Origin of the sequence: Fictibacillus marinisediminis, from assembly GCF_023149135.1 — a bacterium.
GTDB classification, from domain to species: Bacteria; Bacillota; Bacilli; order Bacillales; family Fictibacillaceae; genus Fictibacillus_C; species Fictibacillus_C marinisediminis.
In genome coordinates this window covers 2,472,921-2,485,782 of sequence record NZ_JAIWJX010000002.1, presented here as the reverse complement: position 1 = coordinate 2,485,782, position 12,862 = coordinate 2,472,921, and the positions used below count along the sequence as shown (strand labels likewise).

15 protein-coding genes and 1 pseudogene are annotated in these 12,862 nt (G+C 42.3%); 13 read left to right on the top strand and 3 right to left on the bottom strand.

The window, feature by feature from the left end:
- Window positions 1–68 precede the first annotated feature (68 nt).
- Window positions 69–242 carry a hypothetical protein gene (locus LCY76_RS13195; protein WP_248253024.1) on the top strand — a complete coding sequence of 58 codons (174 nt, stop codon included), beginning with the start codon at window positions 69–71 and terminating at the stop codon, window positions 240–242.
- A gap of 26 nt (window positions 243–268) precedes the next feature.
- Window positions 269–1,078, top strand: coding sequence for a histidinol-phosphatase (locus LCY76_RS13190; RefSeq protein WP_248253023.1), 810 nt, complete (start codon window positions 269–271; stop codon window positions 1,076–1,078).
- 49 nt (window positions 1,079–1,127) lie between these two features.
- Here LCY76_RS13190 and serA read toward each other — a convergent pair whose 3' ends face one another.
- Complete coding sequence (gene serA / locus LCY76_RS13185) at window positions 1,128–2,699, bottom strand: phosphoglycerate dehydrogenase (RefSeq protein WP_248253022.1); 1,572 nt, start codon at window positions 2,697–2,699, stop codon at window positions 1,128–1,130.
- Window positions 2,700–2,937: 238 nt separating this feature from the next.
- Complete coding sequence (locus LCY76_RS13180; RefSeq protein ID WP_062235300.1) at window positions 2,938–3,186, bottom strand: ferredoxin; 249 nt, start codon at window positions 3,184–3,186, stop codon at window positions 2,938–2,940.
- Window positions 3,187–3,444: 258 nt separating this feature from the next.
- Between LCY76_RS13180 and LCY76_RS13175 the strand changes: the two genes are divergently transcribed.
- The 5 genes from LCY76_RS13175 (at window position 3,445) to LCY76_RS13155 (ending at window position 7,484) form a co-directional block, all read left to right on the top strand.
- Complete coding sequence (locus LCY76_RS13175; protein ID WP_248253021.1) at window positions 3,445–4,515, top strand: YpbB family protein; 1,071 nt, start codon at window positions 3,445–3,447, stop codon at window positions 4,513–4,515.
- Complete coding sequence (locus tag LCY76_RS13170; RefSeq protein WP_248253020.1) at window positions 4,481–6,052, top strand: RecQ family ATP-dependent DNA helicase; 1,572 nt, start codon at window positions 4,481–4,483, stop codon at window positions 6,050–6,052. Before LCY76_RS13175 ends, LCY76_RS13170 begins: the two co-directional genes overlap by 35 nt.
- A complete protein-coding gene (locus LCY76_RS13165) occupies window positions 5,991–6,620 on the top strand; it encodes a CPBP family intramembrane glutamic endopeptidase (protein WP_248253019.1) in 630 nt (209 codons plus the stop codon). The genes LCY76_RS13170 and LCY76_RS13165 overlap by 62 nt, the downstream gene beginning before the upstream one ends.
- Window positions 6,604–6,888, top strand: a complete 285-nt coding sequence (locus LCY76_RS13160) for a hypothetical protein (RefSeq protein ID WP_053358023.1) — start codon at window positions 6,604–6,606, stop codon at window positions 6,886–6,888. The genes LCY76_RS13165 and LCY76_RS13160 overlap by 17 nt, the downstream gene beginning before the upstream one ends.
- A gap of 143 nt (window positions 6,889–7,031) precedes the next feature.
- Entirely contained in the window at window positions 7,032–7,484 is a 453-nt protein-coding gene (locus LCY76_RS13155) for a DUF2663 family protein (RefSeq protein WP_248253018.1), read from the top strand.
- Window positions 7,485–7,488: 4 nt separating this feature from the next.
- Here LCY76_RS13155 and LCY76_RS13150 read toward each other — a convergent pair whose 3' ends face one another.
- Complete coding sequence (locus tag LCY76_RS13150) at window positions 7,489–7,707, bottom strand: hypothetical protein (protein WP_248253017.1); 219 nt, start codon at window positions 7,705–7,707, stop codon at window positions 7,489–7,491.
- 135 nt (window positions 7,708–7,842) lie between these two features.
- On the opposite strand from LCY76_RS13150, the gene LCY76_RS13145 reads away from it, so the two are divergent.
- The 6 genes and pseudogenes from LCY76_RS13145 (at window position 7,843) to LCY76_RS24160 (ending at window position 12,858) form a co-directional block, all read left to right on the top strand.
- A complete protein-coding gene (locus tag LCY76_RS13145; RefSeq protein WP_248253016.1) occupies window positions 7,843–8,475 on the top strand; it encodes a CBS domain-containing protein in 633 nt (210 codons plus the stop codon).
- Window positions 8,476–8,688: 213 nt separating this feature from the next.
- Window positions 8,689–9,627 carry a MerR family transcriptional regulator gene (locus LCY76_RS13140; RefSeq protein ID WP_248253015.1) on the top strand — a complete coding sequence of 313 codons (939 nt, stop codon included), beginning with the start codon at window positions 8,689–8,691 and terminating at the stop codon, window positions 9,625–9,627.
- Between the two features lie 89 nt (window positions 9,628–9,716).
- Entirely contained in the window at window positions 9,717–10,307 is a 591-nt protein-coding gene (locus LCY76_RS13135) for a genetic competence negative regulator (protein WP_053358028.1), read from the top strand.
- Between the two features lie 164 nt (window positions 10,308–10,471).
- Window positions 10,472–11,389: a D-alanine--D-alanine ligase family protein gene (locus LCY76_RS13130; protein ID WP_062235317.1), complete on the top strand. Its 918-nt coding sequence runs from the start codon at window positions 10,472–10,474 to the stop codon at window positions 11,387–11,389.
- A gap of 174 nt (window positions 11,390–11,563) precedes the next feature.
- Window positions 11,564–12,039: pseudogene (locus tag LCY76_RS24165) on the top strand (Glu/Leu/Phe/Val family dehydrogenase); the annotation flags it as partial.
- A gap of 33 nt (window positions 12,040–12,072) precedes the next feature.
- Window positions 12,073–12,858, top strand: coding sequence for a Glu/Leu/Phe/Val family dehydrogenase (locus LCY76_RS24160; RefSeq protein WP_419714995.1), 786 nt, complete (start codon window positions 12,073–12,075; stop codon window positions 12,856–12,858).
- Window positions 12,859–12,862: the final 4 nt, after the last annotated feature.

Genomic DNA, 12,862 nt, shown 5'->3' with positions numbered 1-12,862 from the left:
TTTTTTTGTTCTGTTTAATGCAGAGCCGCATAACATGAAAAGGTGATTCTAGTTTCAGGGAGGAAAAGATGAAAGATTACGGAAGGCGATTTCTTGTTGTATTGGCTATCACCTTGTGCATCGGGATTCTGTTTGTGGGCGGCAAGGGCGGCAAGGCAAAGTCAGGAGAAAGTTTTGAAAAACACTTGAAGGAGGCCGAAATTCATGTTACAAAAGTGGATAAGGATTTGCCCGAGAATTAGGTTGGAAAATTAGAGGAGGAACAAGCTTGCCGACAGACTATCACAATCATTTAGAAAAGGGAACGCTAACACTGGACTATCTTGAAAGGTTTGTTAACCAGGCTAGAGAAAGAGAGATCAGCCATTTTGGAATCTCTGAACATGCCTATCATTTTTACCAAACGAAAGATATAGTGAGCAAACCTTGGATGGAAGAACGAAGATATTATGACATGAAAGACTATGTAGACTTGTTTCATGAAGCATGGTCGAAGGATATGGATGTAAAGATGTCGATCGAGATGGATTATACGCCAGGCCGGCATAAAGAGATGGAAAGTTTTATATCAAGCTATGATTTTGATTATGTGATCGGTTCAGTCCATTGGGTTGGAGACTTTGGCATTGATCTTGCTGAGTACCGGAAAGAGTGGGAACGCAGGGATCTTTATGAGGTCTACAGACAATATTATGATCAAGTGGTAACACTGGCAGAGTCCAATCTTTTTGATATCATCGGGCATATCGACCTTGTGAAAATTTTCAACTACATACCGAATGATGAGGAATTTATTCTTGAACAATATGAACGGGCGACAGACGCACTCAAGAATTCAAAAACATGCGTTGAGATCTCTACTGCCGGATTGCGCAAACCGGTCCAGCGGCTTTATCCAGAACCGGTATTACTAAAAATGTGTCGAAGCAAAGGGGTTCCGATCGTATTTTCTTCCGATGCTCACGAACCGTCCCATGTGGGTGCTGATTATGGAAAGGCTTTCCAACAGGCAAGGGAAGCCGGTTATACGTCTGTAATGACGTTTACTAAAGGAGAACGAAAAGAAATCTCGTTTTAAAGCATAAAAAAAGCATGGAAGCCTTTGCTTCCATGCTTTTTTGCTGTTATTAAAGGTTTATAGTAGTAGCGGATACTACGTCAGAGAGCTCCTTGATCCTCAGTAATACATCCTGATCCAGCTCTTTGTCAAACGTAAGCATCATGATCGCTTCTCCGCCGGCCATCTTTCTTCCCACCTGCATTGCAGCGATGTTGACCTCCAGATCACCGAGCAGCTTTCCGACTCTGCCGATGACACCAGGCTTATCGACATGCTCAATGTATATGAGGAACCCTTCAGGAACAAAATCAGTGGAATATCCGTTGATGTTGACCACTCTTGGGCCATAGCCGTTGATATACGTGGATTGAAGGCTGAAGCTTTCTGTTTCGCCGATAACACGGGCTTCAATGATATTTTCATAGCCTTGTGTTTCTGTGCTGTATTTTTCGCCAAATGAGAAGCCTTGCTCTTTCGCGATGAGCGTGGCATTGATATCATTGACAATCCGGTCTACTCTTGGCTGTAAGAATCCGGACAGAAGGCCTCTTGATACTAATCCTGTATCCAATTCTGTGATAGTTCCGGCAAAGGTAATCTTAATCTCTTTAATCGGAGAAGAGAATGACTGTGATAGAAACTGGCCGGAAACTTTAGCAAGTTCATAATAAGGATAGATCTTCTGAAAGTCGTCATTGGAGACGGCTGGAAGGTTCACCGCGTTTTTGACGGGCTTGCCTTTGGAGAAGGTTAAGATTTCTTTGGCAACCTGTTCAGCTACATTCATCTGTGCTTCTGCGGTTGAAGCCGCGATGTGAGGAGTGGCGATCACGTTCGGCAGGTGAACAAGCCGGTTCTCAACAGCAGGTTCCTGCACGAACACATCAAGGGCACAGCCTGCAATATGGCCGTTTGATAGGTAGGTGTAAAGGGCCTCTTCATCAAGGATGCCGCCCCTCGCACAGTTGATCAAATAAACGCCTTGTTTGGTCTTTGATAGATTCTCGGTGTTGATGAGGTTTTTTGTTTCTTTTGTAAGCGGTGTATGTACGGTAATAATATCACTGCTCTCGAGAAGTTCATCCAGGGAAACAGGAACGACCTGCAGTGTTTTTGCCCTTTCTGTCGTTAGAAACGGATCAAACACTTGCACTTTTGAATCAAACGCACGAGCCCGTTTGGCAAGCTCTGTTCCAATCCTCCCAAGTCCTACGATCCCGAGCACTTTTCCGGAAAGCTCAGCTCCTGTAAAGCTTGAACGGTTCCATTTTCCTTCTTTAATCGATTGGTTCGCCTGAGGAATCTTTCGCAGGATTGCCATGATCATCGCGAATGTATGCTCAGCTGTGGAAATCGTGTTGCCATCAGGTGCATTAATGACCAGAACCCCGCGCTGTGTTGCTGCATCGATATCAATGTTATCCACTCCGACACCTGCACGCGCTACAATTCTAATGTTGTGAAAACGGGATAGAAGTTCTTTTGTTACTTTAGTGGCACTTCGTACGACCAAAGCGTCGATACTCTCTGGATCTTGAACGTCCTCAACACTTCCATAAATGACTGAAACGCCGGACTCTTTCTCCAGAGCTGCCATTCCTTCTTTTGCTATTGAATCTGCTGCCAGCACACGAAACATCTCATCCACTCCCAGTTTATAGTTACAGCTTATATAGACAGAATATTTATATAATATTGATAATTTAACACAGGGCTATTTAGAGTACAAACGAAATTTGAAAGAAAACTAGAACTTTAAAGAGGGACGGTGAATCGTTTACGCGGAATTTATAATTGACAATGGTTATCATTTGATTTTAAATGAAAGAGAAAATAAAAACCCTCCAGCATCAGCATGAAGGGCTTTGTATTTTCTTCTATTCGAATTTCAATGCATCGCCGTCAAACGGTTCGTCTGCCACTTTAATAGAATCTGTTGGGCAGCCTTCGAAAGCATCCTGCATATCGTCGATCAATACATCTGGAATTTCAACAATTCCTTGGTTTTCATCGAGAGTAACAAAGGCGATGCCTTCATCATCATAATCATAAATATCGGGCGCAGCAGCTCCGCAAGCTCCGCAGGCAATGCAAGTGTCTTTGTCTACAATTGTGTACTTTGGCATATTTATAACCTCCTAATCATGGTAAGAACAATACAATAAAACACGAATACATTCAAAATGTTATACTTCAATATATGTGTGCTATTCATATTGTAATTTATTAGCTACCAGTATTTCAATAGAAAAAATAATGGTTTATGACACAACTCCCTTTAACTTCATGTTTCCCCTGGTTTTTCTCCGCTAAACGAATTCTGCTTCTTTATTAGTTTACAGATGCGTGTTAGGCTAAAGATTATTTAAGTGTGGTGATTGATGATGAATACGCGAGATGGCATACTCCTCTATTGTTTGAAACAATTTAATGGTGAACGAAGTCTGTCAGGAATCTTGCATTTGGTAAAAGGGAAGAAAACTTCGCAGACACTTTCTGACGGACACCTTTTTAATCTCTCTTTTTTATTTGGGGTCTTGCCGAGCCTCGAACGTGAAGAGTTTGAAAGAACGATCAGCCACCTCATTGAGCGCAGTTTGGCCAAAAGGCTGGAAGACCGGTATATCATTACAGAAGAAGGGGATGAACAATTAGCCAAGCTTCTGAAGGATCGTCCGTATCTATTCGCCTTTAACGGTCTTCGCTACAGAAACGCAGAACTTCCATTTTACAGGCTTCTTGCTTTATACATACAAGCATTATCTCACTGTACCCGAAACAAATATGATTTTCTGCCGGTTTCAAGAGACCCGGTGACACTTTATCAGGTGAAAAGAATATTTCCGAAGCAGAACGAGAGGCAGGCGGAGGCGGATCAGTTATACAGAGAATTTCTTTCACTCCTCGGTGAACTGCCCGGCCGCCATGCAGAGATATTTGTATTAAAATTAAGCAGGTACGGAAGAACAGGTCTCACGAATAACCAAGCGGCTAATGTATTAGGGCTGCCTGTAGAGGATTCTGAACTTATTTTCCGTTCTGTGCTCCACTATCTTCTCATGCATGCAGAAGAAGGGCAAAAATTTTACCCCGTATTGAACAAACTCGTAAACTGTTTGGAAATAAACGATCCTCTCACAGTATCCGCTCAAAAGACGTGGAGATTGCTGAGATCTGGAAATAGCATGGAACAGATCATCCTGATCAGAAAGATGAAAAAAAGCACAATTGAAGACCACTTAGTAGAGATTGCGATCCACTATCCCAACTTTTCGATCGAACCTTACGTAACCGAGCAGGAACAAGAAAAGATAGCAGCTGCTTTTGAAAAGCTGAAGACTAAAAAACTAAAACGCATAAAAGAAAGCCTCGGAGATGACATCTCTTACTTTAAAATACGTCTCGTACTAGGAAGGGCAGGTGATCGAATTGGAGCTGGAAGCCCTGTTAAGTAAAAATTTCGGATATGATGAATTCCGCACTGGACAGAAGGAAGTGATCGAAGACATTCTGATGGGAAATGACGTACTGGCCATGATGCCTACTGGTACAGGAAAATCATTATGCTATCAGCTTCCAGGCTACATTCTTTCCGGCTCAATCATCATTGTCTCACCTCTTCTTTCACTGATGGAAGACCAGGTGGAACAGCTTAAGCGTTCTGGGGAAAAAAGAGCGGTCGCTTTAAACAGTTTTATGGATTTTGAAGAAAAAAGAAGAGTGCTTCACAGGCTCTCTTCTTATAAATTTATATATGTTTCTCCTGAAATACTTGAAAATGAATTTGTACTCAACGAACTGAAAAAAATCTCCGTCTCTCTGTTCGTTGTTGATGAGGCGCATTGTATATCGCAATGGGGCCATGAATTTCGGACCAGTTATCTAAAACTGGCGTCGTTTCGAAGCAATATTGGGAATCCCCCTTGTCTTGCTCTGACAGCGACCGCTACACCGGAAGTCAGAGATGATATCACAGCAAAGCTTAAAATGAAAAGCTGTGCGATGCATGTTTATCGTGTGGATCGGCCGAACATCACGTTAACAGTAGAGCACTGCACGGAACATCTGGATAAACTGAATCGTGCCATTGAACTCGCTTCCTCATTAAATGGACCTGGAATTCTTTATGCCTCGACAAGATCATGGGCTGAAAACCTTGCAGAAAATCTGAGAGAAAAAGGGATGACTCGCGTAGCTGCCTACCATGGGGGACTTGAAAATGAGGATCGGCTGCTGATCCAAAAACAGTTTCTAAATGATGAACTTGATATCATTTGCTGTACCAATGCTTTCGGCATGGGCATCAACAAACCGAACATCCGGTTTGTTGTCCATTTTCATATGCCTTCTGCCATGGAGTCTTACGTCCAGGAAATCGGCCGGGCGGGAAGAGACGGCAAAGAGAGTCTCGCTGTTTTGTTATATTGCAGAGGGGATGAAGAAATTCCGGGGATGTTTATTGACCATGAGTTTCCAGATGAGGGACAAATACTCCATTGTGCTTCACTGCCTGCGGCTGACCGCGTTTCATTTTCGGGTATGCTGGAAAGGTTTGAAATGAGTGACAGCGCAAGAAGATTTTTGCTTTATCAGTTAGAAAAAGAGGGTTACTTTTTAAACGAAGGAAATGTGCTGCCGGATGAAGCCAAGGAACGTATTCTTCAAAAAATGAAAAACAGAAAAGCTCTGAAACGCAAAAAAATAGATGAAATGGTAGAATGGACAAGAGGAGATTTCTGCAAACGAGAAAAGATTGCACACATCTTTCATGATGAGATGGGGGAACGCCCAAGTAATTGCTGCAGCCACTGCAAGGCAGATATCGGACATTTCATCCAAAAGGAAACTCGTACAAATCCTCAGCCTGCAGCAGCTGTGAATTGGCAAAATGAGCTGCAACTAATTTTTAATCAGGAAAGTGATGATCATCATGAAGAATTGGGATCAAGCACAGCTTATCCGGCAAATGAGCGACCGAGAATTACGCACTAATATATATTTTTCCCAATTTCTATTCTTTGCTGCCGGAACAGCCATCATGTGGTTTGCGGGCTTTGATCTGCACCGGTTCCGATGGGAAAGCTTTAATATCATAATTTTGGGAGCAGGAACCGCATTAGCGGTAGTCATTATTAACCTCCTTCTGCATAAATGGATGCCGAAACGTTCCTTGGATGACGGAGGGATCAATGAGCGCATCTTCCGCTCGGTTCCGGTCTGGCATATTGCTGTACTAACAGCTGTCATTTCGTTTTCAGAAGAGTGGCTCTTTCGGGGAGCTGTACAGCCCTTGCTCGGCTTAAGCTTAACAAGTATACTTTTTGCAGTCCTCCATGTACGATATATAAAAAAGCCTGTACTTTTCAGTGCAGCGGTTCTACTTAGCTTTCTTCTCGGATATTTATACCAATACACCGAGAATCTGCTTGTTCCGATGACCGCTCATTTTTTTATCGATTTTTTTCTGGGGCTGCTGATTTCCAAAGGATGGCTTACGACCCATTCTAAATCTTATCCCATAGAGGACAACGGAGGTGGTACTCATGAAGAACATGAGTGAACAATCTGAACTAATAAACGATCGTCCGCTGCCTTCGAGGAAGGAATTTCATAAAAGAAAAACGGAACAGATAAGAAAAGAAAATGCAGTGGAACCCGAGAGTTCTTCAGAAGAGAAAAAAAAGAACCGGCTGCCGCTGGCCCAATCTCTGCTTGTTATTTTCTTGCTCCTCGTTGTTTTTATCCTTACATATAACTATTGGTTTCCGAGAGTAACGGATCCGCTAAAAGGAAATGACGATGTACAGAAGGTGAAAATAGAATCATGAAGTAGTAAAAGGATGCTGATGCAAAATTCGTCAGCATCCTTTTTTTATTTAAAAAAGGCCTCTGGAGAACGAGATCAAAAACAGGAAGCCATTGGGAATGATTTAATCTAATTTTGCATACGTTGAAGCAGGAGGGGGCTTATATGAACGCAATCAACTACTGGAAGATCGAGCCTTTTATCTCAGAAATCTGCAAAGTGGTGCTTCAGACGCTGATTGAAAAGAAAGAACAGAAAGACCAGTTTGACAGGCAGATGAAATGGTGGGCGTTTTATAGTTCGCTCATGGGCTGCCTGGGGTTGATCTACTTGTATGGTTTTAAGTTAACCCATGCTGAAAGTGTACGGGCGGCATTGTTTTCCCTCGCAGGAGACAGGATGATCTGGTTTATCGGGATTTATTTTATAGTGGCAGGGGTTCAGTGGAAACGGCTCAAAAAGAAATGTGCAAAAGCGGATGATGAATATGAAAGCATCAGGAAAGAGATCATTGAACGCGGAGACGATTTATGGCCAAGGCCGGAAATGTGGAAGAACAGGCATCATGTATTGGAGTATGTTAAATCTGAGTACAACATAAATCTGTATCATAAATGAAGAGCTAGATCGCGCTGGGGCATCCGAAAAAGAAGTGTTCAGCGATGGAATGTTTCTCTGAATTGATGACTACAAAATGGTCATCCATCGTCTCGATGCGCCCGAAAGCAATAGTTCTATGGGAATTCGGACAATAGACTTCAACAGGGAGTCCAAGTTTTTCGTTATATCTTAGATCTTTATTTAACACGAGAGATTTTGTCTTGATTTTTAATAAAGTCATGATGTTCCTCTCCATTCTTTTTTAAGTTTTCACTTGTTAATTCAATGATAAGTCAATTTTACAGTATTTTCAATAAAAGATTTTAAATATTCTTAAAATTTAAATCAAGTGGCTGCGGGGAGGAAGTGAAAGAGTATGTTTGTAAAAAGCAATATGATCCCATTGCGTAAGACACATTTTGTGAAGGAAAAAGATTCTGTAAAACAAGTGCTTGATCTTCTGCAAAAGTATGATATTGACGGAGTTCCGGTCGTCTCTGATAACAGGTTTAAAGGGATTCTTACACGTCATTCCATCTACGAAGCTTTTTTCGCGAACAACCAGACAAAGGAGCAATTTTTAGCAAAAACAAAAGCCGGCGATATTGCCAGCTGCAGAAAACTGACCATCAGTGAAGATGAAATGTTTGAAAGGACTCTGCTGATGGTAAAGGATATGCCGATCGTTGCCGTAACTGACAAACATAATCAATTGCTTGGCGTCGTTACCCGGTATGATGTGCTGGAGCAGTTTCAAAGCGCGTTCGGCATGAAAAAGCCCGGGATTAGAATATCCTTCGCATCCCTTGAAACGGAAGGAAGGATTGCCCGATTGTCTGAGATTACAAAGCAATTTCACGAGAATATTATCTCACTGACTACATTTGATGAAACGGATCAGCTCGTAAGACGAATGGTAATGAAAGTGGAAAAAACACCAAATCTTGAAAAGTTTGTGGAAAAGCTCAGCCAGTCTGGATTCAGAATTTTAAGCATACATGAGGATTGATCTGGCCAGCCCTGCATACCGGGGCTGTCCTTTTTATCAATTTTCAGTTAAAATGTGTTTTACAAAAAGTTATTAACGGGGATTAACACTGTACTCCCAATCTTTTTAGTTCTATGCATGTACGAGTATATTTGTGAGGCGTTGTACAAATTTTACACAAGGTAAGCAGTCCGCTATACTTATGGGTATAATCAGCTATTGGAGGATTTAGAAATGGCTTCACAGGAAGGGAAATACAATATTAAAGCCGTTTCAAAAATGCTTGGAATCCAGGCGGGAACATTAAGAGCCTGGGAGCGGAGATATTCCATCATCCAGCCCAAGCGCAATGAAGCTGGCCACAGGCTATATACAGATGAACACATCTATATCATTAAATGGCTCATGAATAAAATTAATCACGGTTTCACGATTAGCCAGGCTGTAGATCTGCTTGAACATCATGAAAATAACATCGATCAGTTCGTCGTCGAGAGCAGCAGCCAGAAGGATATGGCTGTTCAACTGGCGGACGAGCTGCTGTCCGCACTCCTTTCTTTCAATGAAAACAAAGCCAAGGAAGTTTTGGACCGTGCATTCAGCCTTTTTACCATAGAAAAAGTAACGATTGATATACTAGGCTCTTTACTCGTAAAAATCGGCCATATGTGGGAGAACCATAAAATTACGGTTGCCCATGAGCATTATGCGACCTCTTTTTTGAAGACGAAGATCGGGAACATACTCTATCATCTTCCTGTCGACGGTTACTTGCCAAAAGTAATGGCGGTTTGCGGATTAAAAGAGACCCATGAATTAGGTTTACTGATTTTCACACTGTACTTGAGGCAAAAAGGGTTTGAAGTCATCTATCTTGGTAAAGGAATCCCTCCCGAGGATCTTAATGTTGTCATTAATGAAATCGACCCTAAATTGTTAGTTGTTTCCTGTACGATGGAACAACATCTTTCTCAGACCCTGAATTGGCTTGAAAAGGTGGATAAAGAGTATCCAAACCTTCAGATCGGCTTAGGAGGACTGGGAATTGAATATTTATCCAATGATATAAAAACCAAATTTAAAGACATCATAATAGGGAACACCAAATCAGATTGGGAACAATGGATTCATAAAAAATTAAAACAAGAAAAGCGACCGGCTCTTGATCATTAAAGTGCGGTAAGAGAAGTTTAGCACCAACTTCCTTCTTACTCATATAGTGTATTAAAGAGTTGCGGAATCGATCGTAAGGGGGACCAGAAATGCGGGTAGAGCGATTAACTTATAACAAGATCAAGATCTTCCTAACGTTTGATGATTTAAAAGAACGCGGAATCTCCAAAGATGAAATATGGCAGGATATTCCTAAAGTTCACCAACTATTCAGAGATATGATGACCGAAGCAGACGACGAAGTGGGATTCAAAGCAGACGGACCGATTGCTGTTGAAGTTTTTGCTTTACCGGCGCAAGGAATGGTGGTCATTGTGACAAAAGGTCATAACGAGTATGAACTCGAAGATGAATATGATGAAGACTATATTGAAATGCAAGTAACCTTGGATGAAAGTGACGAAATCTTCTATGAATTTTCTTCCTTTGAAGATGTCATCTCATTGGCAAAACGCCTTGGTCAGCTCAGCATTGACGGTGGGACACTCTATTCATTTGAAAACTGTTTCTATCTGAAGTTTGAAGAACAGGATCTTCCCGATATTGAACTGGATACACTCATTGCATTGTTAGCTGAATTTGGCAGTTCTTCTACCATTACGAGCTACAGAGTGATCGAATATGGCAAAGCCTTGATGGAAAGCAATGCAATTTCCCAAATCAATTCTTATTTTAATTAAACTCCCGAAAATCCGGGAGTTTTTTATTTGAAAAAACACATTAGCCATTACATCAACCTGCAAACATGGTATGATATATGGGATTTCCTTATAGAAAAGCTCACAAAACGGGGCAGGGAATATAATGAACTACATATATTTTTGGGGTGGGAGTGATTACACACATGAAAATTGCAGTTTTATACGGAGGAGTATCCGCTGAGCGCGAGGTATCCTTATCTAGTGGAAAACAGATTATGAACGCTTTGGAAGCGAAAGGGCATGAAGTAATCGGAGTGGACTTTCATCCTGATCGACTGGAAGAAATCATTCAGCTGAATGCAGATATCGTATTCATCGGATTGCATGGAAAATACGGTGAGGACGGCAAGCTGCAAAGCTTGCTTGATATGCTGAAGATTCCTTATGTTGGTTCTGGTGTTCTTGCATCGGCGCTGGCAATGGATAAAGCCCGTTCCAAACAGTTTTTTAAAAATGCTGGAATCCGAACGGCTAAAGAGGTTGTTTTGGAGAAAAAGCTATACCGCGAGGATAAACTCGATGTTCCTTTCGGATTTCCTCTTGTTGTCAAACCGAATCATGAGGGATCTACGATTGGATTGACCATCGCAAAAAACAAAGATGAAATGCTGAAAGGCATCGCTTCAGCCCTTTTGCATGATCATACAGTTATGGTTGAAGAATTTGTATCCGGCAAAGAAGTGACAGTGGCGGTTATGGGGGAAAAAGGAAGTGTCAATGCTCTCCCTGTCGTTGAGATTGTCCCGAAAAATGAGTATTACGATTATGAATCCAAGTATGCGGAAGGCGGAAGTGTACATTATGTACCGGCACGCCTTGATGAAAAAACCACATCATTGCTTCAGAAACAAGCCGTTTTGGCTCATGAGGTATTGGGGTGCGAAGTTTATTCCAGGGTTGATTTCATTATTCCGAGCGACGGAAGTGAACCTGTCATTCTTGAAGTCAATACGCTGCCGGGAATGACACCAACCAGCTTATTCCCGGACGCGGCGAAAGAAGTAGGTCTTTCTTACCCTGATATGATCGAGAAGCTCATTCAGCTTTCGCTTCAAAAATAAACGGCCGCCCTCCCTTCAAGTCTAGGGGGGGCTTCATTATGCCGGCCGTTTGATAGTAAAAAAGTACCGAAAGCGCTTACCTTTTTCGCGAATATCTTGAAAATTCCCTTCTCATAGGACTAACAAAGGTGTATACTGTCTCTGAAGATTGACTAAACTTTAGAGGTGACAATAATGGGAGGTAACCAAATGACTGCCCAAAACGCAGCAGATCACAAATCTGATAACCATGAAAATAACAACGTGCTAACCGCAACACAATCAGTGATTGGGGAAGCACTTGATAAATTAGGGTACCCTGAGGAAGTATATGAACTTCTCAAAGAACCGATCCGGATGCTGACTGTCCGCATCCCGGTAAAAATGGATGATGGCTCTACTAAAATATTTACGGGATACCGTTCCCAGCATAATGACGCAGTCGGCCCGACTAAAGGGGGAGTCCGCTTTCACCCGAGTGTAACAGAGACAGAAGTGAAAGCACTTTCGATTTGGATGAGCTTAAAAGCAGGAATTGTGGATCTTCCATACGGCGGAGGTAAAGGGGAATCATTTGTGATCCCCGCAACATGTCGTTCCGTGAACTGGAGCGTCTAAGCCGCGGTTATGTCCGTGCGATCAGCCAGCTCGTTGGTCCTACAAAGGACATTCCGGCACCTGACGTGTTTACCAACTCTCAAATCATGGCTTGGATGATGGATGAATACAGCCGGATCAGAGAATTTGACTCACCTGGCTTCATCACAGGCAAGCCGCTTGTTCTAGGCGGTTCACACGGCCGTGAAACAGCTACAGCGAAAGGGGTAACAATCTGCATTCGTGAAGCAGCTGCAAAACGGGGGTTTGAAATTGAGGGTGCAAGAGTCGTTATCCAGGGATTCGGAAACGCAGGCAGCTTCTTAGCGAAGTTTATGCATGATTCAGGCGCAAAAGTCATTGGGATCTCTGATGCTTATGGTGCACTCCACGATCCAGAAGGCCTTGATATTGACTATCTCTTGGAAAGGCGCGACAGCTTTGGTACGGTTACTAAATTATTCAAAGATACCATTTCCAACAAAGAGCTTTTAGAACTGGATTGCGATATTCTTGTTCCTGCAGCGATTGAAAATCAGATTACAGCAGAAAATGCCCATAATATTAAAGCTTCTATCGTAGTCGAAGCAGCCAATGGCCCTACAACACTTGAAGGAACAAAGATTTTGACAGAGCGCGGCATCCTTCTTGTACCGGACGTGCTGGCAAGTGCCGGCGGTGTAACGGTTTCCTATTTCGAATGGGTACAGAACAACCAGGGATATTATTGGACAGAAGAAGAAGTAGAAGAGAAGCTTGAAACTGTAATGGTGAAATCTTTTAATAACGTTTACACAACGGCCATGAATCGTAAAGTAAATATGCGCCTCGCAGCCTATATGGTAGGCGTGCGCAAGATGGCTGAAGCCTCCCGTTTCAGAGGATGGATTTAATCTT

Coding starts and splice junctions, on each gene's coding strand:
- LCY76_RS13195 (WP_248253024.1), top strand. CDS start 69: ATGAAAGATTACGGAAGGCGATTTCTTGTTGTATTGGCTATCACCTTG.
- serA (WP_248253022.1), bottom strand. CDS start 2,699: ATGTTTCGTGTGCTGGCAGCAGATTCAATAGCAAAAGAAGGAATGGCA.
- LCY76_RS13180 (WP_062235300.1), bottom strand. CDS start 3,186: ATGCCAAAGTACACAATTGTAGACAAAGACACTTGCATTGCCTGCGGA.
- LCY76_RS13175 (WP_248253021.1), top strand. CDS start 3,445: ATGAATACGCGAGATGGCATACTCCTCTATTGTTTGAAACAATTTAAT.
- LCY76_RS13165 (WP_248253019.1), top strand. CDS start 5,991: ATGAAGAATTGGGATCAAGCACAGCTTATCCGGCAAATGAGCGACCGA.
- LCY76_RS13160 (WP_053358023.1), top strand. CDS start 6,604: ATGAAGAACATGAGTGAACAATCTGAACTAATAAACGATCGTCCGCTG.
- LCY76_RS13155 (WP_248253018.1), top strand. CDS start 7,032: ATGAACGCAATCAACTACTGGAAGATCGAGCCTTTTATCTCAGAAATC.
- LCY76_RS13150 (WP_248253017.1), bottom strand. CDS start 7,707: ATGACTTTATTAAAAATCAAGACAAAATCTCTCGTGTTAAATAAAGAT.
- LCY76_RS13145 (WP_248253016.1), top strand. CDS start 7,843: ATGTTTGTAAAAAGCAATATGATCCCATTGCGTAAGACACATTTTGTG.
- LCY76_RS13140 (WP_248253015.1), top strand. CDS start 8,689: ATGGCTTCACAGGAAGGGAAATACAATATTAAAGCCGTTTCAAAAATG.
- LCY76_RS13135 (WP_053358028.1), top strand. CDS start 9,717: ATGCGGGTAGAGCGATTAACTTATAACAAGATCAAGATCTTCCTAACG.
- LCY76_RS13130 (WP_062235317.1), top strand. CDS start 10,472: ATGAAAATTGCAGTTTTATACGGAGGAGTATCCGCTGAGCGCGAGGTA.
- LCY76_RS24160 (WP_419714995.1), top strand. CDS start 12,073: ATGGCTTGGATGATGGATGAATACAGCCGGATCAGAGAATTTGACTCA.